The following is a 26,726-nucleotide window of genomic DNA, read 5'->3' as shown; positions in this document are numbered from 1 at the left end:
GTGTGCCTACTTCCCGCGAGGATAAGCCGCCCGTTGCTCGAAGGAAGATTCGAGTGCAGGGCATGGCCGGCGGTTGAAAGATCAGTCCCTGGACACGAAATCGAGCCCGTCCAGGAAGTCTAGCTTGGATGCGAGCAGGCCGCTCGCCTTCCCGGGACGCTCGCGGAAGACCATCCATGCCGGCTGGCCGCTTTCGAAGGGCTCCCATTCGGGAAGCTGACCACCGTTGGGATCGCCCGTTCGTACGAAGTTCAGCCAGTAGCTCTGCACGGCGCTTCCGCCGTCGGCGAAAACGGCGCGGAACTCGGACGCGTGGGGCGCACCCGGGAGCCCGGGCGTCGGAACGTCGTAGTAATAGAGGTAGCCCGGCTGCCCGACGCCCTGCATCGCACGCGCCGTGGCCCGCGCGGACATCACGTAGCGCAGGTCGCCGAAGATGCGCTGGGCCGCCTGGGCTTCCGAGACCTTCCAGTCCGAGGCGTAGAGCGTCTTCGCGGTCCCGAGGCCGTCGCCGAGGAGCGCCAGGAACGTCGCCACCGTGAACCCCGCGCCGAACATCGTGTGCTGGCCGTCGTAGCTGTTCGCGCCCGTCAGGTACGGCACGCGGGCGACCTTCCCGCTCTCGAAGAGGTGCACCGGCTGCTCCGGCAGCTCGCCGCTTCCGCGGAACGGAAGCCAGAACGCCTCGACCTCGCCCACGAGTTCGGCGGCGGACTTCTTGCGCAGCTCCTCCATCGGCGTGAGCGCATCTTCGCCGGGCTCGACGCCCTCGACGCAGCACGCCGTTGGGAACGGCCATGCGCCATAGCCCGCCTGGGCGATCGCTCCGGAGAACAGCCCGCGCGCACCCTCGGCGACCATCATCAGCTGGACCCCCATGCCGCCCGCCGAGTTGCCGGCGATCGTGACGCGATCAGGATCGCCGCCGAACGCCGCGATATTCCGCTGCACCCAGCCGAGCGCCGCGACCATATCGAGCATGCCGAAGTTCCGCGGGTGGCTGGTGTCCCAGGTCGCGTGGTCGAAGAAGCCGAGCTTGCCGAGCCGATAGTTGAAGCTGACGACGATCACGCCGCGCTTCACGATCGGCTCCGGACTCAGCGCGCCGGACCCGCCTCGGAAGCCGCCGCCGTGGATCCAGACGAGCACCGGCAGCGCGACGTCGCGCTCGCTCTGCTCTGGTTGCCCGACATTCTCGCTCTGCTCGGGCTTCCCGACATTCTCGCTCTGCTCGGGCTTCCAAACGTTGAGGAACAGACAGTCCTCCGACGGCGCACCCTCGCTCGACTGGGGCGCGATCGCGCCGTAGTGGTCGAAGAGCCGCTCACCCTCCCACGTCGGCGCTGGACCGGGCGCTTCCCAGCGGCCCGCGCGGGCGTACTCGATGCCGAGGTACGCCGTGACACCCTCGCGGGTGACGCCGACCGCGACTCCTTCTCGAAGGGGAACCGCATCGCCGGAGCCGATAGGGGCTGCCGCAGCGGGGACGAGGAAAACGGCGAGGACGAGAGCAGGGAGGAAGCAACGCATGACCCGGATCATCGCCCGGGGAGGCGTAGCCCGGTGCTGCTCTCTACTGAAATGGGACGTAGAGAGCGGGCGAGAAGTTCGAGGTGGGACCGGACGAGTTCGTCTCGCGGAACCAGAACTGGAAGAACCAGGACTGGCCCGCCTGTACGGCCGTTCCCATGGGAAACTCGGAGAGCACCGGACGGTAGACGATGGTCTGCCCTCCGTAGAACAGTCCCTCCACCGGGAAGCGGAGGATCTGGCCGCCGAGGCAAAGGGACCCCGAGCTACCGCCCGCGTTCGGGACGAAGTCCGGCGACTGGCTGGCGAGGAGAAGTGCGGGCGCGAACGTCGGGATCTGCGCGAGCGTCAGCACCACCCGATCGACGGCGACGTCCGTGCTCCCGATCGCGGAGATCTCGGCGGGTACGCCCAGGGAACCGGGCATGGCCGTGCAGCTGACCAGTCCGATCGGTCCGTCGCAGCCCTCGCCGCACCAGGACGGATCGAAGGGGAAGGCGCCCTTGTCCATCCCACCCGGTGACGTCGCGATGGCGGGCGAACCCGGCAGAAGATGGAAGTCCGAAGCGCCCCAGAAAAGCGGGTCCGCGTCGAGATTGTTCGGGTAGGCCGCGTAGCCGCCCTCGATGATGTTGTTCCGGGCGATGGTTCCCGCGTTGAAGGGCGGCGTGGTGCTCCCCTGGGCCCGCAGAACGATCGACCTGCGCAGGTGGGGCAGGCCGGTGCCAGGTTCGTAGCAGAACATGGCGGCTCCGGCGAACGTCGCGTCGTTGTCGACGAACGTGCAGCGGTCCACCGACCCGGATCCGAAGAAGGCTCCGCCGGAAGCCCGCGGATGGTGCGTGGCGCGGTTGCCTCGAAAGATGGACTCCTCGATCAATGCCACGCCGAGGGCATAGACCGCTCCGCCGCCGCCTAACTCGGGGCCGAGGGGCGACCATGTGGCGTTGTCCTCGAACGTGCACCCGTAGATGCGCAGGCCGGCACCGTAAATGGCGCCGCCCCAGACCGCTCGGCCGCCCCGGAACGTCGAGTCCCGGTAGCCTGGAAAATGGACGCTTCCGGTGTAGAGACAGCCGCCCCGACCGTTCCCCAGGCAGCGGCCTTCCACGGTGCAGTCGACGATGTTGGGATTGCTGCGACTCGTGAAAATCGCGCCGCCGTCGCCGTAGGCCGTTCCTTCGATCACCGACCGCTGGAGGTTCATGAAGGGGTTCGAAATGGGAGGTTCGCTCTCGAAGAAGATCGCGCCACCCCGTCCACCGAGCGCGTGCCCGTGGACCACCGAGTCGAACACCTGCAGAACTCCGTTGCGGTGATGGATGGCTCCGCCGTCGATCGCCGCCACGCAGTCTTCGCGAAACTCCGTGTCCCGGAGGATCATCCGGGGAGGGTCGCCGCCGCTGGCGTCCGCAGCGATCGCGCCGCCGAAGTCCGCCGTGCAGTCCTCGAAGAGGCAGTCCTCCAGGGTGAGGCTCGCCTCCATCGCACGAATGGCGCCTCCAGCGGTGCCGCCGTGGGCCGCGGAGAACTCACCCCGCCCGCCGCGGAACGTCAGGTTCGTGAGCTTCATCGGCGACGTGGTGGCGTCCGCCGTCAGAATCGATCCGGCCGAAGAACCCGTGAGCACGATCGCTCCCGGTGCGCCGTCACCCAGGAGGTTCAGCCCCTTGGCACCGAGCTGAATCCGCTCGTCCGAGTACACGCCTGCCAGCACCCGGAGCGTGTCACCGTCCAGCGTTCCCGGCTGCGCAACGGCGTGGTCGATGCGGGTGTAGGGAGCGGCGAGAGTCCCGTCACCGGGCGGCAGAGCGCTGGAGTCGACGAACCAGGTGGTCTGCGGAAGGATGGCGAGAGCGAGCAGGGAGAGCATGCCCCACGGTAGCAAGTGACGGTCCAAGGGCGCCCGTGGGAAGGCCAGCAGCTGGCTCGAGGACCAGAGTGGGCCAAATCGCACCCCCCGATGGGCGAACGGTGCGCTTCTGCTCCGGCGCGGCCGCGCGGAAGGAGAGGTCCGGTCCGTGAAACGCGGAATCTGGCCACCCGGCGCGCATCGCGGGGCCTGTCACAGCGCGTGAGAGGCACGTGGAGAGATGGGGATGGCGCTGCAGGGGGAGCGCGGGGTATCCGGGATGGACTCGATCCCTCTTCCTTTCTCCAGCGGAGCTCCGCATGAAACACGTTGCCTCACTCCTTCTCGCCGGTCTCGCACTCGGTGCGCTGGCGCTCACGTTCACGCCTTCGATCTTCTGGATGGGCGCCGCGGGTGCGGCCTCGGTGCACGGCGATCCGCCGACCGTGGACTCGCTCGGGACCGTTCACGGAGCCGGTGAAGCCGGACCCTCGACGCTCTTCGATGACGTTGAAGAAATCAGGATCGACGGAGCGGCGGTGGCAGAGCCGCGCCTCGACGGACGACACAGCGCGGCGCGAGTGCCGGGCGCGGCACCAGATCCGTCCGAGGTCAACGCGGAGGAAGAAGACGCGTGGCTCGACGAGTATCTGGCGAGTCCTGGCTCCAGGCTCGAGGTGCACGTTACCGGCCACGTTCCGCCTGGCCTCGCAGCCGTCGCCCTCTCCACGCTCGACGAGGATCACCACGATTTCTTCGTCGCCGAGGTGATCGAGGGATTCGCCGCCCTCGACCTGAAAGACGGACCCTATCTCGTGTTCCTGGAGGTCGAAGGTCGGGCCGCGAGCGCCTTCGAATCGGTTCACGCAGGGCGGAAGCCACAGCGCATCGAGATGCGTCTCGCGGAGCCCGTGGCGATCACGGGCCTCGTCGAGGACGGCGACGGTCCGCTGCCGGGCGTCGAGGTCTTCGTGGGCCCGTTCACCGAGGACAAGAGCGCCCTCGCCAAGACGCTCGACCGCGGCGCGGCCGTACGCACGGGCTCGGATGGGCGGTTCGAAATCACGGGTCTACAGCCTGCGGCGAGGTACCAGCTCAGGGTCGAGGACGACCGCTTCGTCCGCCACTCGCAAGAGTTCGACGTGGGCGCGGAATCCCTGGACATCGGCAAGATCCTGCTCCGGAAGGGCCATCGCATCGAGGTCCAGATCGAGGGCTGGGCCGACTGGGGCCAGCCCGAGGACTTCGAGATCTCCACTCGCGAGATCCACGATCGAAAGGTGCGCTTCGACTCGACGGGCCGGGCGTCGCTCTCCTGCGATCGCCTCGGCTCCGACTTCCTGAATCTGTGGTACCCGGGAGAGCCGACCGTGATGTCCAACATCGAGGTCGACGTGAGGGACGCGATGGAACCCGTACGAATCACGGTCGGCGACGCGCGCGATCTGACGATCGGCCTCGCTCACTCGGACGAGATCGAGGAGATCCTGCGCGGGCCGCTCGAGTTCTTTCTCAGCGTGAACTACCGCACGTCGAGCGGAAGCTGGTACTCGCTGAACCTGGAGGTGGACGGATTCCGCGACTACCACGCGTTCGGGATCGACAGCGAGGAGGTCACGGTCCGGCTCGTGCTGGCCGACAACAACATGCCCTTCGAATGGACGTCCTGCCGCGTGTCCTTCGAGGGCGCCCGCTCCCTGCGCGTGGACTTCGAAGACGTCGCGCCGCCCAAGACGCTTCACGTGGGGATCGACGCGGACACGCCCCTCGCGGGCGGCGTGAGCCTCCTGCGCCGGCGCCATGATCCGACCGATTGGTACACCTCGGATCGCCTCGACGAAGCGGGCCGGCGCGGCGTCCCCGGCGCGGTGACCGGCGACGTCGCGATGACCTACTGGAAAGAAGACTCCAGTCTTCTCTGCATCGACGTACCCGTCGCCACCGGACCCAAGGGCGAACTACCGGCCGCCGTGTTCATCGGCCCCCTCCTCGATGTGGAAGTGGAGGTGCAGGATGCTGGTGTCGCGATTCCGAGCGCCTGGTTCAGCCTGGCGAGCCTCGAAGATCCGACGGAAGTGCACTGGCGCCAGACGGGCGCGAGCGGCGAGCCCTCTCGTTTTCCGATGGCGAATGGCACGAGGTGCGAGATGAGAGCGGACGTCGAAGCCGTGTACCCCGTGGATAGACCTCTACGGCTGGAGGCAGGCCATCACGTCCTGGAGGTGCGCCGGTTCGGCGCACTGCGACTTCCCCCGGGCGTCCTCTTGAGCGAGGTGCGAAACGTCGAGTTCGGAAGAACGCTGGAGGACTGGCGTTCGGAACCCTGGTTCCGACTGGACGCACCCGATGGAACGACAGGAGCGAAGCATCTCCCGAGACTCCCACGCGGCGAGTATCGCCACTCCATCGGCCGAAGTCCGAACGGTGAGGAGACCTCGGTCTCCACCCGGATTCTCGCCGGCGAGACCGTAGATCTGATGCGTTGAGAGCCAGGGCAAGAATCGCGCTGGCTCGACTTGCATCCGCGCCAGCGGACGTGTCAGCGGATGCGCCAGGTACGTCGAACGGTGAGCAGAACCGTCTTTTGCTCGGGCTGTGAGCGCTGGCGAGGCGCAGCCGGGGAAACGGCCGACGCCGCATCTCGACCCGCCCGCATGATCAGGAGCCGCGAAGCGAGGTCAGGTGATGGACCGCTCCGTCAGAGCGGACGAAAGCCTCGGCTGCCGTAGATCCACAGCAGGCCCGGGTGTTCCGGCTCGCGGCGCTTCGGCAGCGGGAAGGTCGTCTGGCTCGCCGGGATCTCCACGATCTGCTTTCGGGGTACGCCGAAACAGGTCACGTTCGCAGGGAGAGCGAGCGCGCGTCCGCTCGCTTCCAGGGTGGGCGCGTGGGCCTCGTTCGGATCCACGACGTAGAGCACGTCGCGCAGCGTCCACGGAACCTCGGGATGGACCACGCGGAGCCAGCGAAACGGCACGCGCAGGCCGTTGAGCCTCGCCGTCGCGCGATCCTCGGACGCGCGCAGGGAGATCCGGCGATCCGCGTCGGCTTCCTCGCTCGGCTCGGGCACCGGTGCGACCGCGTAGATCTCTGCGGGCTTCTTCTGCTCGCTGAGATCCGCGCTCAGGGCCGAGGCGAAAGAAGTCGCGACGCGCGCGCGCTCCGCTCGAATCGGCGACGTTCCGATGACGAGCGGCGACTGCAGCGTCATCAGCGCGAAGGCGGCGATCGGCGGAATCGCGTGGGCCCAGCGCGGCAGCCGCAGCACCGAGGTCGTGCCGCCGATCGTCCACGCGGCCACGAGGCCCAGGCCGAGCGCGACGAGGGCCGTGGCCGGGTAGACCTGACGCGGGAACCACACGCCCTCGTTCGCGACGACCGCGCCGTAGACGGCCAGCACCGCGAGGAGTCCGAACGGCAGGGAGCGCGTGCGGTCCTTCGCGAGCGCGACGGAGACCGCCAGGTAGTAGGCGCCGACCACGAGGGCGCCGGCGCACCACGCGGCGGTCGTCTGGCCGAGCTGACCGGCGAGCCCGGTCCCGTAGAGCTTCCAGATCTCCAGCGCACGGCCCGGCTCCGCCGCCGCGACCTCGTAGCCGCTGTCGCCCGCGAGCACGCGCTGGCGGATCCAGATCCCCGCGGCGATCCAGGCCCAGCCCCACGCGGTCAGTGCCGCCGTACGGCGCAGGGGATTCGCCGCGGCGGCCGCGAACACGACGAACGGCAGCGCGATCGCGAGGAGAGCGCCCAGCTCGTTGCCGAACATGCTGGCAAGCAGGAGCGGGCCGAGGAAGACAGGGGCGACGAAGGAAAGCCCGCGGCGCGGCGCATCGGGGCCGCGCTGCGCCAGATGCGCGGCCAGGAGGAGCCCGGCGAAGGCGAGGCTCGACGCGAGCGGGTAGCTCCGCCGGGAGAGGAACGGCACGACCTCGTCGGTGCCCGCATGCAGGACGAACCAGGCGAGCGAAACGGTGCCCGCGATCGCCGCGAGGCTTCGATGCGAGTCCCGTGGTCCGCTCAGCTTGCGCGCCAGGATCAGCAGCGCGAGCGCGCTCAGGAAATGCAGCGCGAAGTCCGTGTACCGAAGCGCGGACGCCGACGCTCCGAAGAGCTGCAGGTCGCCCGTGAAGCTCAGCGCCGTCAGCGGCCGGTAGCCGACGAAGTGCGAGCTATGGAACGTCCACATGGACCAGCCGTCGCTCCCGGGCACCGCGTTCTCGATCCACTTGATCGAGTCCGGCTGCAGCGGTACGGCGTCCAGGTAGACAAGAAACGGCCAGATCCCGAGCACGAGCAGGAGACAGGCCAGGCCCAGCGCCAGCGCTCGCATCAATCGTCGCCTCCGTAGCCGAGCTCTTTCAAGCGAGCTGCGCTCTGCGCATCGATCTGGATGGTCTCTCCGATCAGCGCGCGCGCCGCCGAGACCTCGCGCCACTCGCGCAGTTCACCGAGCAAGCGGTCGACGTCGGTCCCGCGTGTCCTGGCGAGGTTCGTTTTTTCTTGCGGGTCGCTGGCAAGATCGAAGAGCTGCTGCCGCCCTTCGGCACGCTCGATCAGCTTGAGCGATCCCGAAATCGCGGCGGCGGCCGATCCGGTTCGCCCGGTTTCGGCGAACAGCGTGCGACCCCTGGGCGGCTGCGGAAACACCGAGCGTCCTTCGAGTTCGAACTCGGTGGTGGCACCGGTCACCTGGAGCACGGTCGGGTACACGTCGATCAGGGCGACGGGTTCCGCGACGGAGGTGCCCGCTCGGACCGTCGCCTTGAAGGACGCGGGCGGCTTGACCACGAGCGGCACGTGGATCAGCTCTTCGAAGAGGGACTTCGCGTGTCCGAAGCGCCCGTGATCGAGGAACTCTTCCCCGTGATCCGCCGTGACGATCACCATCGTGTCGTCCCACTCGCCGCTCTCGCGCAGCGCGTCCAGCAGCAGGCCGATCTGGCGGTCGGTGAAGGCGATCTCGGAGTCGTAGAGCCGCACCAGCTCCGCCAGGTCGGCGTCGCTCGTGTCCTTCTGCATCTTGCGCAGCTCGCGGAACAGCAGGCCGCTCGTCACGGGGCCGTCGTAGCCAGCGGGACCGCCGAAGTCCTGGCCCGCGTGGTCCACGTAGGCGGCGTGGGGATCGAAGTAGTGAACGAAGAGAAAGAACGGCTCGGGATCCGCGCTGAGCTGGCGCAGGACCGCGGTCGCAGCGTTCGTCACGCCCTCGGACGTCACCGCCGAGTGGCCCTGGACGTTGGCCTCGTCGAAAAGCTCGAACCCCTGGTCGAAGTTCCACTCGCTGCCCAGGAACGAATGGCTGATCACGCCCGCGGTCTGATACCCCGCGGCCTGAAGCGCTTCGGGAAGCAGCACGAGTTCGTCCGCGAGCGCGTTCTGCTCGCCCTCGATCCCGAGCGACGACGGATAGCGCGAGGTCATGAGCGCGCCGATGCTCGGCGTCGTCCACGGCGCCTGGGCCACGGCGCGCTCGTAGCGCAGGCCTTCGCTCGCGAGCTCGGTGAGCCGCGGCGAGGTCTCACGTTCGTAGCCGTAGGTCGACAGGTGGTCGGCGCGCAGCGTGTCGATGACGATCAAGAGAACGTTGGGCCGCGCCGCCTCGGGCTCGCCGCCGCAGGCGGCCAGCAGGCTGAAACACAGGGAGGAGGCGCCGATGAGGCGTCTTCTCCCCGGTGATGGGCGGTCGTTCTCCATGCCGGAAGCTTAGCGCGTTTCGAGGCCGCGCTGCGCTTCCGTCGACGACTGCCGCTTCAGTTCGTGAGCTGAACCGAGATCGCGTTGCTGAAGTTCGACGTGGCGGTCGGGCCGCTGCAGAGGTCGCGGTGCCACACCTGGAAGAACCAGATGTCGCCCGCCGTCGCGGCGACCGCTCCCATGGGCTGGGGCAGGGCCAAGAGGTCCAGCTCGACGGTGCCGCGGCCCGCCTGGTCGACCGTGAACATCTGGGGGAGGAATCGGCCGATCGCGCCACCGAGGCAGAGATTGCCCGTGCTACCGCCGGGGTTCGGGGCGGACCCGGACTGGCGTGAGCCGATGGCGTAGGCCGTGCAGCCGTCCGGAAGGTCCACGCAGTAGAGCGTCAGGTCGTTGGAGTTCGCGCCCGAGCGACCGAACGACGTGAGCGACGACGCGCGCCCCGTGCTGTTCGGCACGCCGGCGCAGGTCACGTCCCCCTCGAGTCGACGCTGGAGGCGCACGAGACCCTGGCGACCGCCGCTGAGCCCCGGAACGGTGACGAAGACCGTCCCCACCAGGACCTCCGAGACGCTGACCACCTGCCAGTCCGGACTCCCGACGGTGCTGGTGGCGATCGCGTAGCCGGCGTCGGCCTGGCCGTCGCCGTCCGCGTCGAACGTTGCGCTGGCGGAGGCGATCACCTGGTCCTCCAGGACCAGGTCCGTCCCGGACACGAAGACGGCCAGCGAGCCGGGAAGCGAGTCCTGGTAGTGCGGCGCCTCTGAGGGGCCGACCTCGAGCTGGATCACGCGGTCGCCGCGGATCGTCGGAGCGCCGCCGATCGGTGTATTCGTCGTGGCCTGGAACGTGACGCGGCCGTCGTTATCGACGTCGAGGGACAGAAGCTCGAGCCATTCACCAGTGCCGAGGCCGAGCGTGGCGCTGATCGCGCGACGCTCGATGACCGGGGCGCCGCCCACCATCAGGACGGCGCCGTCCACCAGGATCGCGTCGTTGCCCGGGCCAGCGGTGACGACGGCCGCCCAGTGCTCTCCATTTGGACTGATGTCGAAGCGACCCACGTTCGTGATCGGGCCAGCCATGGTGGCGACGGGGTCGCCCACGCTGACCAGCACGGTTTCTGAGTGCTGGGCGTAGAGGAGGCCCCCCTGGGTGCTGCCGCCGCGTAGGTAGATCCGACCGCCGGGGCGCAGCACGATGCGGCCAAAGGTGCCCCACTGGCGACCGGTGGTGCCGATCGCGTCCCCTTGCCGGGCGATGAGCTGGTCGCCGATGAAGGCGCCCTGGTAGCGCGTCAGGATGGCGGTGTCCTCGCTCGCGAGGTAGCCGATCTGGCCGCCCTGGAAGTCAGGGGAACCGAGCTTCGTCTGCGAGAAGCCCGCCACGAGCGTCGGCCGCCGAAGAACCGAAGGTCCATGGGAGGCGTCCGAGCTGAGGTCCCCGAGAATCGCAGACTCCCCGCTGGAAGTGGGTGTGTCGATGACCGCGCGGGCGACCCAGCCGCCGTCCGCGCCGCTCTGAAGGTCGCCGATGCCGACGAGCGTGGTCGCCGTGCCGGGAAGGACCTCACCGGAGACCGCGAGGAGGTCGAGATCGGCCTGGGGAGCGGCGGCCGCGGTGGATGTGGCGGCAAGGGCGAGGATGAGCGAGCCGAGGGCCGTCACGCGGCGCGGCAGGTAGTGTGGTTCCATGGGGCGCATTGGTGGGAAGTAGCAAAGCGAGCGAGGGGGAAACCAGCGCTCCATCGGTACCCTACCCCGCCGGTCGAGACCGGCAAGGGCCCCCTCTGTCAAAATTCCAGAAATTCCCAACTTCGACACTCCCATCGACACTCGAATCGAACCCGACGCGCCCCTCGAGGACGGCAGCCCCAAGGCCGTGGCCCGGGATTTCCAGGCCTTGCTCGATGGCGGCTACCGCCTCGCGCCTTCAGGGACGGCCCGCGACCATCCCGAGACGCTGCTCGAGGGCCGCCGCGCGCCGCGCTATCGCCTTGCGTTCCTGAACGCCACCTACTACCTCTCCCACTTCGCCCACGACGACCTGAACTTCTTCATCGCCTTCGTGTGCCTGGAGCGGAAGCGCAAGATCTGGCCTCGCATCTTCTACAAGGACTCCTCCCTCGTCTGGCGCGTGGCGAGTCACGTCGTGCGCACCGAGGACGAGAACTGGATCGGCAAGGGCGACGTGCAGTGGATCCACCGCGAGGACGGCGAGTACCTGGAGACGCTCGAGGAAACCACGAACCTCCCCCTGGAGATCCAGGGCGCGCTGGACGACGCGACGCGCCGCGGCTTCAAGCCCAAGCTCGACCACGAGGCCGTCGAACTCGTCCTGCGGAGTGGGCCCACGAACCGCATTCGCCCGTTCGCCGACTTCAGCGGCCCGCGCGAGCGCGCCGCCGCCGAATACAACCTGAACGGCGGCCGCCCCATCGCGCGCCTCAAGCGCAAGAACGACCCCACGTCGCTCACCTTCGCCAGGGGCTTCGCGCCGGACTTCGCGAAGGGCCACCTCGGCTTCACCGTGAGCTCCAGCCAACTCTACAACGGCCGCATCGAGAAGCACCGCGTGCTCTCCATGAACCGTCGCGTCCAGTTCCAGTTCATCGCGTCGCCGACGCACGTCTGGATGAACCCGCCGCAGACGCTCACCACGAAGATCATGAGCTTCGGCGTGCGCACCACGCACGTCTCGGCCGTGGACGAGGCGTTCGTACCTGGCTACGAGTTTCACTTCTACGACGGAACCGTCGACCCACCGGAGCTGCACAGCCAGATCCCGGAGGGCTTCGAGGGCGAGCCGAGCCCGATCGATCCCACGCGCTGGGATGCGTCGCCCTGGAACGAAAAGCTGCCGATGATCCAGGAGTTCCGTCGGGTGATCCTTGGCGGGAAGAAGGTGCGGGCTCGCTGAAAGAGGGATGCCTTCCGTCCATCGATCCGCGAATGCACGATTCGATTGGCCCACTGTGACCTTCGTAGCGTCTCCGACTAAGTGCAGGGGCGTGTCGAGAGACGCTTTCGACACCCCGACCTCGACTCGCTCATCGATGGAATCACCACGCTCCAAGGCCAAGCCCATGAATCGATTGAAATCCCGCGCGGCCAGCTCGACCCGGCTGCGGCTGACCGGCTCCCTCCTGCTCCTTGGCGTTGCCGCTGGCTGCCGGGCTCCCGCGGAGAGCACGGACGTCGGCACCTTGCCGAATCGCTCTGACATCGCCATGGACTCCGCTAAGGGCGACGCCAGGGACGCTGGTCCATCGAACCAGCCCACGCCGGTGGAGGGAGCGGACCGAAAGGACTTGCTCGACTGCTATGCCTACGTCTCCGGCGTCTCCGCCGTGGAAACGGCGGAGGCCTTGCGAGAAGCGGGCATCCAGGTGGAAGTGCTGGCCAGCGACCAGATCCCTGCCGATGACTCGCGGCCCATCCTCCTCATGGGCCTCCTGGATCGCAAAAGGACCCGCGAGGACCCCGAGCAGGAAGTTCCGTCGATGGACGCGCTTCGCGATCGGCGCATCGTGGCCGTCGGCTGGGGAGCGATGAACTGGGTCTCCCGTCTGCGACTTCAGGTCCGGGCTGGCTACTGCGCCCACGGGATGCCGGACGGCATCGTTCCAATCTCACCCGCTGCCGTCGCTACGGTGAAGGAGGGAGCCCCCATGCTGGCGAGGCCGCTCTACAGCCTGGAAGATCGAAACGCGACCTTCTTCGGGTTGTACCTGGGCAAGCCCGCAAGAACTACCGACCTGGAGGTCATCGCCCTCTTCGACGGAGACAGAAGGTACGCGGCCGCCGCACGGCATGGCCAGGTGTCCTTCGTCGGCTTGAACACGCCGGTCCAGGATTGGTCGGACGACCTCAAGGCGCTGGTCCGAGCCATGCTCGACGAGTAACCATCTCGAAAGCCCCGGGGCCTTCGAAATGGCGCTCGGGGAGTCCCGTCGAGTCTGAGCCATTCTTCCTCAGGCCCTCAGCACAAGAATTCGGAACGCTCCCCGCACGGGTTCGGCGATCTGGCCATCGGCCGATTCCAGCGTGGTGCTGAACCCTCGCGATCGGGCTCGCTTCAGGAACTGCGGGACGCGGTCGCGGCCTGGGTCCGCGAGGTACACGCGGCCGCCGGGTTCGAGAAAGCGCTGGAATACGTCGAGGAGCGCGCCGTGGCTCTTCGGGTCATAGATTACCTCGCAGCCGACGATCGTCGGGAAGGGGCCGCCCGGGAGTTCGGCGGGCGCGCGCCAGTCGAGGGTTTGGACCGAGTCGGCGCTCTGGTGGTGGCGCGCCGCGTTGGCGCGCATCGCGGCGATCGAAAGCGGGTCGTAGTCGGTGACCGTCGCCTGTACGCGACCCTTCGATCGGGCCGCCAGCGCCACGCCCACCGCGCCGATGCCCGCGCCCACCTCCAGCACGCGACCCTGGACGCCGCGCCGCTCCAGCGCACGCACCATTCGCGGCGCGGAGTCCCAGAGCCACGCCCAGTACGGCATCGAATCGTGGAACTCGGTGGCCGCCGGGGTGGCGTCCAGATGGTAGAGCTGGTCGGGTCGTGCCGGCCCCCAGAACGACAGGGCCGCAAGCTCCGGATCTTCGCTTCCGGCCAAGGCATGCAGCTCCCATCCGCCTTCGATGGGCGGCAGGTCGGGCTCCGGTCGGGCTGAAGGGGCCGGCATGGAAACGGGTACGTCTCAGAGACTCCGCGCCAGCAGTTTGAGCGCCGTTCGGCGCCGCGCGCTGCTCTCCGGCCAGCGGCGATTCACCTCGGCCAACGCCTCCGCGGGCGTTTCGAAGGACCGGCGCAGCGCATCGACTTCGTCTCTCATCTCGTCGGCCAGGAGGCTGTTCTGCTGCCGCTCTCGGTAGCGCTCCTCGCGCGGGATCGTATCCCACACCCGCACGACGTAGTCCCCTGACACGGAGACGAGCATCGTGCCGTCCGGGCTCCACGCAACGCCGCGGACGTAGGACCTGTGACCCGGGAATTCGAGCAGGAGTTCGAGGGACTCCGCGTCCCAGAGGCGAAGCGCGTTGTCGTTCCCGCACGTCGCGATCCGCGAACCGTCCGGCGAGTAGGCCACGTCGAGGCAGGCGCTGCTGTGGGCGAGGATGCGGGCCACTCGCTCACCCGTCCGCACGTCGTGGATGTCGAGCGAACCATCGTCCGATCCACAGGCGATCTGCGAAGTATTCGGGCGGAACGAGTTCCCGTGGTAAATGCCAGGGAAGTGCGCGACGCATCTTCCCGTGCCGGTCTCTCGCACGCTCAAGGGCCCCCCGCGATTCTCCGCCCAGGTGTCGCCCACCAGCTTCCCATCGCGGCTGAAGCTGAGGGCAGAGCCCGCCTTGTCGACCCGTGGGTCCCGATCGGATCCGGCGAACGGCGTGGACAGGCTTCCGATTCCGTAGGCCGTCTGCCCGTTGCGCTCTAGCCCGTAACACCCGAGCCAGGCAACGGTCAGCCGATCCTTCCCTCGCGCGGCGGGAAGATCGAGTTCGAGCCAGCCCAGTCCGTTGTAGCCCCCTTCGAACGAAACGTAAGCCGGACGGCCTGGCTGCGCCGCTACCCAGGAGATCGTCCGGTCGGCTCGTCCCCGAGGGCGAAGCGCCCCGCGCGAGGGCACCATGTTCTCCCATGAGAGAACGGCCCCCTCCGGCGAACACCGGACGCTCGCAGGACTCGCGCTGAAACGCGCCAGGATGACGGGCTCACCGTCGAGAGCCTCTTCGGGAAAGTCGACGCTCGCTCCGGCACGGCGTCCGTCGAGATAGGCGTCGATGGCCGCCACGCCGGACGAGGACAGCTCGCCATCGAACACGATGAGATCCGCCACGGCGCCCGAGAATTCGTAGGGCCCGATACCTCCGACGGACAGGAGAGGATACGGGCCGAGCTCGGTGACACCGGCCGAGGAATCGTGGTCGAGCTCGGTCCCGTTCCGGAAGGCCCGCGTCCCCACGCTGGTGCCGCCGAATCCGTGTTCGGTGCGGTACACGGCCCAATCCCCGGTTTCGGGCGGACCGGCGGCCCCGTCGATCCTCAGGTCTCCGGAGACGCTCCTGCCGTGGAAAGCACCCCGCGCGCCGACGCTCTCTTCCACCGTCTCACCCGTCACCCAATCGAGGCGCGTGAGCCTCTTCTCGTCCCACGAGCGCGTCGACACGAGCAGGTCTCGACCCGAAGGATCGAAGGCAACCTGGGTCCATGTGCGCGAGGGAACGCGCCGGAGCGGCGCCGTCTCCAGCGGATCCCAGATCAAGAAGTCCCCCCAAGGAGCGCTCGTCGCGAGGACGCGTCCATCGCCGGAGAAGACAGCGTCGAACACGTGCGCTCCGTGCCCGAGCAAATCGCGAGAGCGCCCCGTGTCCGTCGTCCACAGCTGGAATCGTCCGTTCGTCAGGGTCAGTACGTGGCGCTCGTCGAGGAATTCGGCGCGGGTCGTACCTGGCGCATCGAAGACCGCGATCTGCTTCTCCTCGGGAACGTTCCAGACTCGGATCGTGCCGTCCTGATCGAGTGAGAGGAGCCGCTCCGGGCTTCCGTAGGCCACCTGGGTGACGGCCATCGTATGGCCGAGGAGTTCCGCCCCGTAGTCGCCGGTCACCGGATCGAAGAGGCGGATCTCCCTGCGCATCTGGCCAGCGGCCATCGTTTCGCCGTCCGGAGAGAAAGCCAAGGACCAGTGAATCTGATCGGACGGGATCGGCTCCCCGATCCGCGCGCCGGTCCCCGTGTCGTAGGTGCAAAGTTCATCGAGAAGGGCGGCGAGACGGCGGCCGTCGGGCGAGAACTCGAGTGCTGCGGGACGAAAGAACGAGGCGTGGTCGCCGGTGTCAGGGATGACGTGCCACGCGCCGGGTCGACCGAAACGGATCTCGCCTCCACGCTCGATCGCCACGAGATCGCCGGCCGCCGACACCGCGATCGCGTCCACGCGGGAGGGCCCCTCGGACCATGTCCTCCACTCGGGCGGTCCACCACCTGTGGTGGCCGTCACGACGCGGCCATCCTCCAGCGCGACTGCGATCAGGTCACCGTCACGCGCAGCCGCAAAGCAGCGGACCAAGCCCGGCGCCGCGAGGGAACCCACCGCGCGACCCGTCCTCGTCTCCCATCGGCTGAGCACGTCGGGAGCGCTCAGCGCCAGCACTTCGGCGCCGCTCGACACCACCTGCATGTCCTCTGTCGACTCCGAATGGAAACGACCCGGATCGCGCGGCGCGACCTCGCCGAATTCGAGGACGGCCCCCGGCAGAGCGGCGAACAGATGACGCCACTCCCAGCCGCGCCGCTCCTCGGGGATTCTGGTCAGGAGCCGCCGCGCGTGGCCGGGATCCACGTCGAGGAGCGCCGACACGGCGGCCACGTTGGCGCGATAGGCCTCCTGTTCGGACTGAGCCTGACTGAGCCTCGCCACCCTCGCGCTTCTCTCGGACTGGAACGCGAAGATCACGGCCACGATGGCGCCGATCAAGAGCGCGAGGGACGTGGCGAGAACGCCTCCGACCAGCGCTCGGTTGCGTCGAGCGAACCGCTCCAGCTGGTACCACGTGGACGGCGGGCGCGCGGCGATGGGCTTGAGTTCCTGGAAGCGGCGGAGGTCGTCGACGAGGCCCACGACCGACCCGTAGCGCCGGTCCTTCTCCTTCTCGAGGCACTTGCCCACGATCGTGTCGAGGTCACCGCGAAGGCCTGGATCCGCCGTTCCGATCCTCTGCGGATCGCTGTGGCGAATCGCATGGAGCGCGTCGGCCAGCGGCATGCGATGCACGTCGTGGGGAAGCTTGCCGGTCAAGAGTTCGAACAGGACGACGCCGAGGGAGTAGATGTCGCTGCGGGCGTCCACCTCTTCGACCGCGCCGGATGCCTGCTCTGGACTCATGTACGCCACCGACCCGAGGAGCGCGCCCGGGGCCGTGGCGAGGGTTTGACGGCTCCGGGATTCGGCCCATTGCGCGACGCCGAAGTCGAGGACCTTGGGCTGACCGACGACCTCGGATGCGCTCTGCTTGGACGAACTCTGCTTCGAAGAACTCTGCCTCGAGAGACCCTGTTCGAGAACGAGCAGGTTGTCCGGCTTGATGTCCCGGTGGACGATCCCCTGCTCGTGGGCATGGTGAATCGCCTCGCACACCCTGACGAAGAGATCGATGCGGGCGGAGACGGAGAGCGCGTGGGTCGAGGCGAACGACAGCAACGGCAGACCGTGGACGTACTCCATCGCGATGTACGGCTGGAGTTCGCCGTCGCTTTCGAATTCGCCCGACTCGAAGATCTGCGCGATCCCCGGGTGCTGGAGGCGCGCCAGGATCTGCGCTTCCCTTCGAAAGCGGCCGAGAAGTGCCGGCGCCAAGGTCCCTGCGCGGATCACCTTGAGAGCCACGCGCCGACGCGGGTCGTCCTGCTCCGCCTCGTAGACCGTGCCCATCCCGCCCGATCCGCAGAGGCCAAGGATGCGGAATCCTCCGATCGCTTGCGGCAGGTTCATCGGTGTCGGCAAGGGCGGAGCGTCCTCCTGAGTCAGCACGCGCACGAGCGGATCGTCGTCGGGTGCTGCGTCCTTCAGGAGAAGATCCACGACCTCGACTCTCATTTCCTCGTCGCCGCATGCCTCATCCAGATACGCATCGCGCGCGGTCCCCGCCAGCTCCCTGGCCTGGGCGAAGATTTCGGCGGTTCGTAAGAAACGATCTGATTCCATGGGCCTTTCGATCCTACGCGGCTCGTCGAAGGCAATTAGACTCTCCTGTGAGCCAATCCAGGGGATCAGAGCGTTGCCAAATCACCACATCCACGACCTCCTCGCTGAGGTCAGTTCCACGGGCAAGCCCAGCACGAAGCTGATGGAGGTCCTCTACTCCGAGCTCCGACGGATGGCGGAACAGCTGATGGTCCGCGAGCGGGGCTCCCACACGCTTCAGCCGACGGCGCTGGTCCACGAGGCCTTCCTTCGACTCGTCGACGCGGAGAAGGCCGGCGAGGAGGGGCACCTGCACTTTCTCAGCGCCGCTGCGGTCACGATGAGGCGCGTCCTCGTCGATCATGCGAGGACCGTCGGAGCCGAGAAACGGGGTGGCCATGCCTCGCGGAAGCGGGTCACGCTCGGTGGAATCGTCGACGAGGATCCTGAGGAGGACCTGGATCTGGCTCTCCTGGAAGAAGCGCTGGTGCAGCTCGAAGCGGCGAGTCCGAGGCACGGCAAGATCGTCGAGCTCAGGTTCTTCGCTGGCATGTCAGGTGCGCAGATCGCGGAGCATCTGGGGGTTTCGCGCAACACGGTGGTGAGAGACCTGACGTTCTCCCGGGCGTGGCTGAAGCGGTGGATGGAAGAGCGCGAGTCTGCGGGCCTCTGACGGATCCAGATTTCGGCTGGCTCGGTCGGCTGGCTCGGTCGGCTGGCTCGGTCGGCTGGCACAGCCTCGGGAGCGGTCACGCCAAGAAGGTCGAGGGTATGAACGGGGCGTTACCCGGCGCTGCGAGGAGAAAACGTACCATGGGGCTCCCGCGCTACGTCGGGGCGGCCCTGTCGGCCGCTCGATGCCCGCGCGAAGTCACCTCTCCCCTGAACCATTCCCATGGGCAAGTTCCTCGCCGTCATTCTCCTCCTGGTTCTCGTCGTCGGCGGCATCGGCGTCGCGAGCTACAACGGCCTCGTTTCCTCGGACGAGGGCGTGTCCGCCAAGTGGGCTGAGATCGACAACCAGTACCAGCGCCGCGCCGAACTGGTGCCGCAGCTCGTCGAGACCGTCAAGGGAGCCGCCGACTTCGAGAAGTCGACGATCACCGAGGTGACCGAGATGCGCGCGAAGGTCGGACAGGTCCGGCTCCCCGAAGGTGGGCCGCAAAGCCAGGAGCAGATGGACGAGTTCATCAAGAGCCAGGACGCCCTCGGGCAGAGCCTCGGCCGACTCCTGATGGTCGCCGAGAACTACCCGCAGCTGAAGGCAACCGAGGCGTTCCGCGACCTCCAGGCCCAGCTCGAAGGCAACGAGAACCGCATCGGCGTGGCGCGCCGCGACTACATCGACGCCGTGCAGAAGTTCAACACGGGCGTTCGTAGCTTCCCGAAGAACCTCCTCGCGAGCCAGTTCGGATTCGAAGCCAAGCCGCAGATGTCCTTCGACGAGGCCGTCCGCGACGCGCCGAAGATCGACTTCGGCTCGGACCGCTGATTCCCGTGCTCTCGACTCCTCATCGGCTGGTCTCGCGCACGCTCTTTCGCCACGCGTACTGGCTCGGTGCGTTCGTGGCCGCCGTCCTTCTGCTGTCTTCTCCCGCAGCTGCCACCCAGGCCGTTCCTGCAGCAGAGGGTTGGGTCACCGATCTTGGAGACCTGATCTCGCCCGCCAAGGAGATCGAACTCGAAGCGCTGATGGAGTCGTACCGCAACGGCAGCGGGCACGAGATCGCCGTGCTCACCGTGCCGAGCCTGGGCGGACGCAATATCGAAGAGCTCGCGCTTCGCACGGCGCGTGAATGGAAGCTCGGACGCGAGGGTGAGAACGACGGGGCGCTCCTCGTGCTGGCTGCGGCCGAGCGCAAGACGCGCATCGAGGTCGGTCGTGGGCTTGAGGGCTCGATTCCCGACGCGATCGCCAGCCGCATCCTGCGCAACATCTTGCAGCCAAGACTGCGAGCCGGCGACGTGGACGGCGGCGTCGACGCGGCGGTTCGCGCGCTGCACGCAGCGGCCGGGGGCGACTATGGACCGGTGGAGCGAGCCAGCTCGAACGAGACATTCGTCTGGCAGGACCTCCTCGTCATCGGCGCCATGATCCTCTTCTTCGTTTTCATCAGCAGACGTCGCCGAAAGAACCCGCAGGCGTGGCGCGGCGGGCGCGGCGGCGTCGGACCGGTCATCATCGGCGGGCCGGGCGGTTTCGGCGGCGGCGGCTTCGGCGGCAGCTCGGGCGGCGGATTCGGTGGCTTCGGTGGCGGCGGCGGCTTCTCCGGCGGCGGCGCTTCGGGAGGATGGTGAGCATGTTTGGTTTCCAGGTACCCACGGCGCTCCTCCAGGGCAGCGCGGCTTCGGCTGACTGGGAAGCGGTCGGTCACACGGTCCAGGACGGCTGGGTGAACTTCGGGACGCGATGGGGTCCCTGGATCTTCGCGGCGCTCATGGGGTTCGTGGTGGTGCGCGGGCTCCTGCGCGCGTCGCGCTACCACGCGGCCGAGGCGCTCCACGACGCCGATCGCCAGGCGCTGCGCGACCGCGTGGCAGCGGCCGAGGCGCGGACGGACGGAGAGATCGTCGTGGTGGTCGTCGAGGCCTCGGACGATCACCCGGACGCCGCGTGGAAAGCGGCGGCCGTGACGCTGGCCGTGGGAACGCTGCTCCTCGGCGGCGTCCTTCCCACGGTGGGCGCCCTTGGCCTCGTGGGGCTGCAAGCGGCCATCGGCGCCGGCGGGTATGCCCTCGCGCGCATGCTCGCCGATTTCCGGCGCTCGTTCGTGCGTGAAGCGCGCGCCAGCGAGGTGGCCGAGGAACAGGCACTCCAGGAGCTTCAGCGGCTCGATCTGACTTCCAAGTCGGGGCGGAGCGCCGTGCTGCTCTTCGTCAGCGTGTTCGAACAGCGCGTGGTCGTGCTGGCGGACGAAGCGGCGCATGCGGCCGCTGGCGAGAACGGCTGGGTCGCGGCGGACGCCGCGGTGCTGGGTGTCCTGCAGTCGAGCGGCGGCTCCGGTGGACACCTGCGGGAGGCGCTGGAGCGCGGCATCGATTCCGTCGGCGAAACGCTGGCGAAGGCCTTGCCTGCGACGGGCGAAAGGGAGAACCGCTTCGACGACGACGTCGAGGTGCGCCGCCGGTAGGCGCGATCGAAGAAATCGCGTCGAAGGCTGCAACCGGGGCAGAACTGGATCGGTCGCTGGTGGAACGGACCCTTTCGTACCCACCAGCCCCGTGATCTGACCCCATGAGTTCCTTCCACGCCCGACGGGCCCTCGTCCTCTTCACCGTGCTCGGCAGCCTCGGGGCTGTCCTGGCTCCCCAGGCTACGGCCCAGTACGCCGAGCGCGGCGCACTCGTCGGCTCCGGTGCGCCGGACGTCGACGCGTCCGGGCGTTCGGTCAAGAACCCGCGCGTGCGTGCCATCCATTCCGAAGACCCCGGTGACGAGGGGGCGACCGCGTACCTCCTGCAAAGGGATCCGTTCCTGGGCTACCAGCTCGGTCGGAACCTGAACCTGCGCGAGTTCCGGCACCGCGACGGCGCCGTCCTCACGAACGTGGGCGGCCTCGCCGGTCCGATGCTCGATGGAACGACGGCCAAGATCACGGCGAACAATCAGCTCAGCTGCGCCGGATGCCACAACCTGCCCAACGGCAACGCGGGGGGCGGAGCGAACTTCTCGAAGGACAGCGGCTTCGGGCGCAATACGCCGCACTACTTCGGCGCGGGGGTGATGGAGATGCTCGCACTCCAGACGCGCCAGAAGCTCCTGAACCAGGTCGACCACGACGGGGATGGATGGGTCAGCGCTCGCGAGGCTCTGCACGGGCCCGACCGCGCCACGATCCAGAACGTGCCGGGCGCGGCTCCCATCGACCACGGCACCTTCCGCTTGAGCGGCGGTTCGATCGGCGTGCCCGGGCTCAACCCGATCTATCGCATCTGGTACGGCGCCGCGGACGCCGAGGGCACGGTGCGCCAGGTGCCGGGCGCCACCTCGGTCGATGGTCGAGTGGCGACGCACTACGGCTTCGAGATGGTCGTCTGGGGCTGGGGCCAGCGTACGCCGCAATCAGCGCTCAACCCGACCAACCGGGCGTTCGTATGGGATCCGATGCTGACGCACACGAACCTGGAGTCCTTCGACCCGTCCACCGACGACGATCCGGACGGCGACGGGGTCAGCGTGCCGACCCTTGCGGGCGCGGTGCAGTTCCCGGCCACCCACAGGGCACCCGACCGCGGCGCGTCGAGGCACTCGCTCGGGTTCAGCCTCGACGATCCCGACGGGGATGGCCATCTGAACGAGATCAGCGAGGGCGACCTCGATCTGGCCGAGTGGTTCATGCTGAACGCGCCGCGCCCGGCCTTTGCGGGCACGTATGGCCAGTACCGGGAAGGACTCGCGCTCCTGGAAGCTGCCCGTTGCACGAGCTGTCACGTCGCTGACTGGCAGATCGATGCGGCGGACGGGGTACTCGCGGGCGACCGAAGGCTCTTCGATCTCGACGTGCGCTGGAACGGATCCACGGGGCGCCTCGAAGGACGCATGGAAAGGCTCTACGACCTGAACGGTGAGCTCCATGTACCGCGGCGTTCCAGCGCGCGAATCCAGGGCCTCTTCACCGACTTCCGGCACCACGACATGGGGCCCGCCTTCACGGAGGCGGCTTTCGATGGGAATCGGAACCGGCTCTGGAGAACGGCCCCCCTGTGGGGCGTGGGAAGCGGCTTCCCCTGGGGCCACGACGGCCGCTCCCTCACGCTCGACGACGTGATCCGCCGCCACGGCGGCGAAGCCGCGGCTTCGACGGCCGCGTACCTGGCGCTGGATTCAGCCGATCGCGAGAAGCTGGTCTCGTTCCTGGGCAAGCTCGTCCTCTACGACGTCGAGAGCCTGCCCGCCGATATCGACGGCGACGGCCAGATCGCCAAGAACTTCATGGTCCAGGGCGAGGACACGGGGCCCGAACGGTTCAACGCCGAATGGCTCTTCGCGACCCCGGTCCAGATCCAGGGCCTCATGGTCAACTTGGAGGGCGAACTCTTCCGGAGCCACGCTGCGGTGAACCTGACGGATGCGTACGGGCTGAACCTTCCCTTCCGCAAGGACAGCGACCTCGACGGCTGGCCGGACGTGTGGGACGAGGCGCCGATGCAGCGGGGCTATCGCGACGGAATCAGGGACTGAGGCGCGGAGAGGTCAGAGCCCGAGACGGATCGCGAACGCAGCGGAGCTTCAGGAAGCATCCGCGGACGGTGATTTGGTGATCGTCGGCGCCTAGCGGTGCGCTCGCTCCCGTCATGGGGGCAGCGCCGGCCGAGTGGAGCGGGAGGGCGGCGATCGTGCCCACGCTGAGAGGGTCGCCGTTCTAGAAGCGCACCTGGCCATGCAGCCCATCTCCGGACTGAAGAACAAGCGTCCCGACGTCCACGGTCTCACCTGGACTCAAAGTCAGGCGCGTCACCCTCGTCGATCCCCTTCCTTCGGCAACGGCCTGCAGCATGAGGTCTCCGCAAGACGTTGTGCGGTACCGAAAGTGCCCGGCGCGATCGATGATCAGGTTGACTGGCTCCCACCGCCCATTGGGAAGGCCAGGTCCGTTCGGAGATGGGAGCTTGCCTCGTTAGGGACGGACACGAACCCCTCGATCCAGCCCGGCTCGACTCTGTCCGGGCGCGCGGTAGCACGCTCATGGATCGATGCGGACGACGGGATCGAAGGAGCCAGTCCGGGCCGAGCTAGATCCTCTGGCTCAACGACAGGCGCCAAATCGAGTCGCATGTGAGGACGGGGCGTGACAATGAGTCTGGCCCCAGGCCACGGTGGTGGCGGCATCAACACCCCGCGTGGAGTTCCCATCCGTCAACCCTTTCACCACGCGCTGCTATGCGTCGATTCGAACGAGAATCGGATTGCTGAGAGCTCCACCCGCAGGCGCATTCTGCGAACGGACCAGGGCCTGGAACCCAGTCGAGGTCCCAATGAGTGCCGGCGAACTGGGGAATTGGAACATGACAGGCGTCGGACCGCGGCCAGTCGTCATGACAGGCGCAAGTCGAAACGACCCGGCTGAGGGAAGGAATAAGCGCCCGAACGGGGTCTGCGCGCCGAACGGCGCGAATCCGCCATGATTGACGATGGCCGTTGCGAAGCCCTGACTTGGGCCGCTGACGAAAAGTTCGATCGGCTGCCCGAGTCTCGAGCTCGTCGGGCCGCTCAGCGTATGGAGCTCGAATGCTCCCATGTCCGGTTCCGCAGTCAGGTCGAGGTCGCCATCAACCGCACGCATTCGGCCGTTGAAGTCGAGACCGAGACCGGTCGAGGGGGCCGTGGCTTGATCGACACACGGAGAATCGAATCTCAGGGAGAAATCGCCAGCGGCCGGGTCGACGAATCGAGGGTCACCAGCGAGGTTCGAGGTGCCGCTCGCACCACTCCCGTCTCCGATCAGGCTCGAGAAGATCGACGGGAATCCCGAGACATCGAAGAAGCCGTTGCCCGCGACGATCGTGTTGGTAATCGATCCGGCCCAGACAGAGAGAGGACCTTGGCAGCCGCCCAGCGAGTTGTCAGCAATCGTGCAGGACCTGATCGTAAGTCGGCTGCCGCCATCCGATCCGAAGTTTGAGACTCCGAAGCCTCCATTGTTGGCGATCAACGAGTCCTCTATCGTGATCGAGGAAGAGTCGCCGACCCCGAAGGCTTCATGTCGGATGCCGTCCCCGATGTTGTGTTCGATACGGCAACGTGCGATGTAGAGGTCGGAGTTCTCGAAGCCGAACGCGGTTGCAATGCCGATTCCTGCCCAGCCACAGTTCCTGAACGTGCTATCCAGGGCGTACATGGTCGAAAGGTAACTGGACCGGACGCCCAAAAAAGACATATCCGTGCAGACGCATCCGTCAATCGTCACGGTCGATCCCGAGCAGGAATCGAAGCCTACGCTTCCGCCGGAAGCGTAGATGTTTCGGAGCGACAAGTTGGCATTTTCGACCGAGACAAGGGTCTCCGAATCACCGCCATCGATCGTAAAATCAGAAAACTCCATGACGGGCGACCCGACGGTCGCGACGCGGATCAACCTGAACCCACCGCCCGCGCCGTTGATAATCACAGCGCTTCGATCCCCGTCGCCAACCAAGTTGAGGGAATAAGTGACTTCGAGAGGATAGGTCTCCCCCGAGGCTATGCCGTACGTGCCGGGCTGCATGTGCACCGTTGCTCCGGCCGCGGCATTCGTAATCGCATGGGTGAGGGTCTTCCAGGGTGCCGTCGAGCTCGTGCCAGCAGCGCCGTCGGAGCCATGGGCTGGATCAACCCAATAGTTGGACTGAGCCATCAGAGGAGAAAGTGCGAGCATGGGTGTGGCGAGCAAGCAGAGAGGATTCATTGCGCGAGGTCGGGGTTTACGTCAATGCTCTGTTGGCATTCACGGGGGATGGAAGAGGCCCTGAGCACCCGCACAGGGCAGGGGGCCATGAGCAGGGCGTCAGGAATAGCCGTTCTCGGGACGCGAGTTTCAGAACCGTTCGCCGGATTCTGAGACTCCCATTCTGGGCGGACAACCCTGTTCATGCAGGTCTCGGAGGCCTGGGAGGCCGGCCGCATTGATCTCTCGATGGCGGATGAATCGTGACCGACCGCCTGGTTCACTTCGCCTTCCCCTGAATTCTTGCTGTTCTCGTTCTCTCATCCCCCGTTCGCGAGTCACATGGAACCGAGCCCCCTCCGGTGCACCGGACTGGCCTCGCGGGCTGGACGGCGGGAAGCGTGCGACGTCGAGGCAGAGGTGAGAAGAACAGTGATCACCACGAGTGGCGTGGATGCCGTGGTGACCACGGCCGAGTTCCTGGCGTGCGAGTGCATGAGCATGGGAGGCCTGGAACTCCGGCATGGGACGTCGGGAAACGGAGCCTGTGGCCTGGAAGCGGAATTCCTCCAGCGTTTAGGTTCCGCTTAGCCATTCGATGCAGCATGCGGCGTCGGGAAAGGGCACGTGTTGCCTCGCCCGAACTTCACACCATGCACGAGAAAAGCCCGTCCAAGACCGAAATCGGTGGCACGACCGCCGCTCCTACCGTTCGCAAATCGACGACCCATGTGGGCGACACGGTTCGCGACTTCGATACGGCGACCGACCCCAGGGTGACGAGGCCTTCCCAGGAGGGCCCTGTCGCCGACGACGCGCGCGCCCAGTTGAATCAGAAAGACCGCCTGCGCGAGTCGAGAAGCACGAACCCGATCGTCATGGGCGCCCTCGCGCTCGCCGTCCTCGCAGTCGGACTGGCGCTCTATTTCACCGTACTCGCCTGATCCATCTCGGGTGGGCCGCATTGCACGAGCGGCCAACCCGAGAGCCAGTCAGAAGGGGAGGCTGGCGAGAGCACACAGCGGTGGGCCTGAAGAGTGCTGATCTCGATGGCATCGAAGGGTACCGCGCAGCAGCCACTTACCCTGGACCAACGGACCCGGAGGAACGATCACTTCCCGTAGGAGACCACCTCGATTTCGAGGCCATCGCCCGTCCGGAAGTAGAAGCGCCGCCCGGGTTCGTAGTCCTGGTGATGGTAGGTCTCGAGACCCGCCTCGACCACCCGCTCCGCCGCTCGGTCGAGGTCGTCGACCTCGACCCCGAGGTGATTGAGCGCCAGATGACGATCGTAGGTCGGCACGCCCGGCGCATTCGCCCTGGGCTGCGAGTACAGGACGATGTAGCTGTCCTCGTCCCCGACGTGGACCGTGTACCCATCATGGATGCTGGCGCCGCTCCAGCGGATCCTCCAGTCGAAGAGCTGAACGAGAAGAGCAGCGGTGGCATCGGGATCAAGGACGGTGAGGTTGAAGTGCTCAAGACGGGCTTTCGACATGGAATTCTCCAGGTTCAGGGGGAAAGGGGAACGAATCTGCCCGGGTTCTGGGACTTCAACTAAGGTTGAGATCCAGACCAAAACCCCGGAATCTCCTGACGA

18 protein-coding genes are annotated in these 26,726 nt (G+C 67.3%); 9 read left to right on the top strand and 9 right to left on the bottom strand.

The window, feature by feature from the left end; translation table 11 throughout:
* Positions 1-81 precede the first annotated feature (81 nt).
* The gene (locus tag Poly30_RS00200) at positions 82-1,530 is read right to left on the bottom strand and encodes a carboxylesterase family protein (RefSeq protein ID WP_419190768.1); all 1,449 of its coding nucleotides are present in this window, start codon (positions 1,528-1,530) and stop codon (positions 82-84) included.
* Positions 1,531-1,573: 43 nt separating this feature from the next.
* On the bottom strand, positions 1,574-3,403 hold the full coding sequence (locus Poly30_RS00195; protein WP_145194007.1) for a right-handed parallel beta-helix repeat-containing protein: 1,830 nt from the start codon (positions 3,401-3,403) through the stop codon (positions 1,574-1,576).
* Between the two features lie 299 nt (positions 3,404-3,702).
* Between Poly30_RS00195 and Poly30_RS00190 the strand changes: the two genes are divergently transcribed.
* Positions 3,703-5,868 (top strand): peptidase associated/transthyretin-like domain-containing protein, encoded by a 2,166-nt coding sequence (locus Poly30_RS00190; protein WP_145194006.1) that lies wholly within the window; start codon positions 3,703-3,705, stop codon positions 5,866-5,868.
* 212 nt (positions 5,869-6,080) lie between these two features.
* On the opposite strand, the gene Poly30_RS00185 is transcribed toward Poly30_RS00190, so the two are convergent.
* From Poly30_RS00185 to Poly30_RS00175, 3 genes are read right to left on the bottom strand one after another with little or no spacing between them, the layout of a single operon-like run.
* The gene (locus Poly30_RS00185) at positions 6,081-7,712 is read right to left on the bottom strand and encodes a hypothetical protein (RefSeq protein ID WP_145194005.1); all 1,632 of its coding nucleotides are present in this window, start codon (positions 7,710-7,712) and stop codon (positions 6,081-6,083) included.
* Entirely contained in the window at positions 7,712-9,076 is a 1,365-nt protein-coding gene (locus Poly30_RS00180; protein ID WP_145194004.1) for a sulfatase, read from the bottom strand. The genes Poly30_RS00185 and Poly30_RS00180 overlap by 1 nt, the downstream gene beginning before the upstream one ends.
* 56 nt (positions 9,077-9,132) lie before the next feature.
* Positions 9,133-10,770, bottom strand: a complete 1,638-nt coding sequence (locus tag Poly30_RS00175; RefSeq protein ID WP_145194002.1) for a hypothetical protein — start codon at positions 10,768-10,770, stop codon at positions 9,133-9,135.
* Positions 10,771-10,957: 187 nt separating this feature from the next.
* Between Poly30_RS00175 and Poly30_RS00170 the strand changes: the two genes are divergently transcribed.
* Positions 10,958-11,995: a hypothetical protein gene (locus Poly30_RS00170; RefSeq protein WP_145194000.1), complete on the top strand. Its 1,038-nt coding sequence runs from the start codon at positions 10,958-10,960 to the stop codon at positions 11,993-11,995.
* Between the two features lie 166 nt (positions 11,996-12,161).
* On the top strand, positions 12,162-12,980 hold the full coding sequence (locus tag Poly30_RS00165; RefSeq protein WP_145193998.1) for a hypothetical protein: 819 nt from the start codon (positions 12,162-12,164) through the stop codon (positions 12,978-12,980).
* 69 nt (positions 12,981-13,049) lie between these two features.
* Here the strand turns inward: Poly30_RS00165 and Poly30_RS00160 are convergent, their stop codons facing one another.
* Both Poly30_RS00160 and Poly30_RS00155 read right to left on the bottom strand, forming a co-directional pair.
* Positions 13,050-13,757, bottom strand: coding sequence for a class I SAM-dependent methyltransferase (locus tag Poly30_RS00160; protein ID WP_145193996.1), 708 nt, complete (start codon positions 13,755-13,757; stop codon positions 13,050-13,052).
* 15 nt (positions 13,758-13,772) lie between these two features.
* The gene (locus tag Poly30_RS00155) at positions 13,773-17,783 is read right to left on the bottom strand and encodes a WD40 repeat domain-containing serine/threonine-protein kinase (RefSeq protein WP_145193994.1); all 4,011 of its coding nucleotides are present in this window, start codon (positions 17,781-17,783) and stop codon (positions 13,773-13,775) included.
* On the opposite strand from Poly30_RS00155, the gene Poly30_RS00150 reads away from it, so the two are divergent.
* From Poly30_RS00150 to Poly30_RS00125, 5 genes are all read left to right on the top strand, one after another.
* Positions 17,782-18,435 (top strand): ECF-type sigma factor, encoded by a 654-nt coding sequence (locus Poly30_RS00150; protein WP_145193992.1) that lies wholly within the window; start codon positions 17,782-17,784, stop codon positions 18,433-18,435. The genes Poly30_RS00155 and Poly30_RS00150 overlap by 2 nt on opposite strands.
* Positions 18,436-18,657: 222 nt before the next feature.
* A complete protein-coding gene (locus tag Poly30_RS00145) occupies positions 18,658-19,254 on the top strand; it encodes a LemA family protein (RefSeq protein ID WP_145193990.1) in 597 nt (198 codons plus the stop codon).
* A 5-nt stretch (positions 19,255-19,259) separates the two neighbouring features.
* Positions 19,260-20,060 (top strand): TPM domain-containing protein, encoded by an 801-nt coding sequence (locus tag Poly30_RS27990; protein ID WP_419190767.1) that lies wholly within the window; start codon positions 19,260-19,262, stop codon positions 20,058-20,060.
* Between the two features lie 2 nt (positions 20,061-20,062).
* Entirely contained in the window at positions 20,063-20,893 is an 831-nt protein-coding gene (locus Poly30_RS00130) for a hypothetical protein (protein WP_419190766.1), read from the top strand.
* A gap of 104 nt (positions 20,894-20,997) precedes the next feature.
* Positions 20,998-22,944, top strand: coding sequence for a di-heme oxidoredictase family protein (locus tag Poly30_RS00125; RefSeq protein WP_145193986.1), 1,947 nt, complete (start codon positions 20,998-21,000; stop codon positions 22,942-22,944).
* Between the two features lie 697 nt (positions 22,945-23,641).
* On the opposite strand, the gene Poly30_RS00120 is transcribed toward Poly30_RS00125, so the two are convergent.
* Positions 23,642-25,132, bottom strand: a complete 1,491-nt coding sequence (locus Poly30_RS00120; protein WP_419190765.1) for a right-handed parallel beta-helix repeat-containing protein — start codon at positions 25,130-25,132, stop codon at positions 23,642-23,644.
* A 647-nt stretch (positions 25,133-25,779) separates the two neighbouring features.
* On the opposite strand from Poly30_RS00120, the gene Poly30_RS00115 reads away from it, so the two are divergent.
* Positions 25,780-26,070: a hypothetical protein gene (locus Poly30_RS00115; RefSeq protein ID WP_145193983.1), complete on the top strand. Its 291-nt coding sequence runs from the start codon at positions 25,780-25,782 to the stop codon at positions 26,068-26,070.
* A 167-nt stretch (positions 26,071-26,237) separates the two neighbouring features.
* On the opposite strand, the gene Poly30_RS00110 is transcribed toward Poly30_RS00115, so the two are convergent.
* The gene (locus Poly30_RS00110; protein WP_145193981.1) at positions 26,238-26,624 is read right to left on the bottom strand and encodes a VOC family protein; all 387 of its coding nucleotides are present in this window, start codon (positions 26,622-26,624) and stop codon (positions 26,238-26,240) included.
* Positions 26,625-26,726: the final 102 nt, after the last annotated feature.

Origin of the sequence: Saltatorellus ferox, from assembly GCA_007751475.1 — a bacterium.
GTDB lineage: Bacteria > Planctomycetota > UBA1135 > UBA1135.
This window is presented reverse-complemented; position numbering and strand designations above follow the sequence as displayed.

Excerpts from the sequence above, each read along its gene's own strand:
- Poly30_RS00200 (WP_419190768.1), bottom strand. The coding sequence starts at position 1,530 with ATGCGTTGCTTCCTCCCTGCTCTCGTCCTCGCCGTTTTCCTCGTCCCC.
- Poly30_RS00195 (WP_145194007.1), bottom strand. The coding sequence starts at position 3,403 with ATGCTCTCCCTGCTCGCTCTCGCCATCCTTCCGCAGACCACCTGGTTC.
- Poly30_RS00190 (WP_145194006.1), top strand. The coding sequence starts at position 3,703 with ATGAAACACGTTGCCTCACTCCTTCTCGCCGGTCTCGCACTCGGTGCG.
- Poly30_RS00185 (WP_145194005.1), bottom strand. The coding sequence starts at position 7,712 with ATGCGAGCGCTGGCGCTGGGCCTGGCCTGTCTCCTGCTCGTGCTCGGG.
- Poly30_RS00180 (WP_145194004.1), bottom strand. The coding sequence starts at position 9,076 with ATGGAGAACGACCGCCCATCACCGGGGAGAAGACGCCTCATCGGCGCC.
- Poly30_RS00175 (WP_145194002.1), bottom strand. The coding sequence starts at position 10,770 with ATGGAACCACACTACCTGCCGCGCCGCGTGACGGCCCTCGGCTCGCTC.
- Poly30_RS00165 (WP_145193998.1), top strand. The coding sequence starts at position 12,162 with ATGAATCGATTGAAATCCCGCGCGGCCAGCTCGACCCGGCTGCGGCTG.
- Poly30_RS00160 (WP_145193996.1), bottom strand. The coding sequence starts at position 13,757 with ATGCCGGCCCCTTCAGCCCGACCGGAGCCCGACCTGCCGCCCATCGAA.
- Poly30_RS00150 (WP_145193992.1), top strand. The coding sequence starts at position 17,782 with ATGGGCCTTTCGATCCTACGCGGCTCGTCGAAGGCAATTAGACTCTCC.
- Poly30_RS00155 (WP_145193994.1), bottom strand. The coding sequence starts at position 17,783 with ATGGAATCAGATCGTTTCTTACGAACCGCCGAAATCTTCGCCCAGGCC.
- Poly30_RS00145 (WP_145193990.1), top strand. The coding sequence starts at position 18,658 with ATGGGCAAGTTCCTCGCCGTCATTCTCCTCCTGGTTCTCGTCGTCGGC.
- Poly30_RS00130 (WP_419190766.1), top strand. The coding sequence starts at position 20,063 with ATGTTTGGTTTCCAGGTACCCACGGCGCTCCTCCAGGGCAGCGCGGCT.
- Poly30_RS00125 (WP_145193986.1), top strand. The coding sequence starts at position 20,998 with ATGAGTTCCTTCCACGCCCGACGGGCCCTCGTCCTCTTCACCGTGCTC.
- Poly30_RS00115 (WP_145193983.1), top strand. The coding sequence starts at position 25,780 with ATGCACGAGAAAAGCCCGTCCAAGACCGAAATCGGTGGCACGACCGCC.
- Poly30_RS00110 (WP_145193981.1), bottom strand. The coding sequence starts at position 26,624 with ATGTCGAAAGCCCGTCTTGAGCACTTCAACCTCACCGTCCTTGATCCC.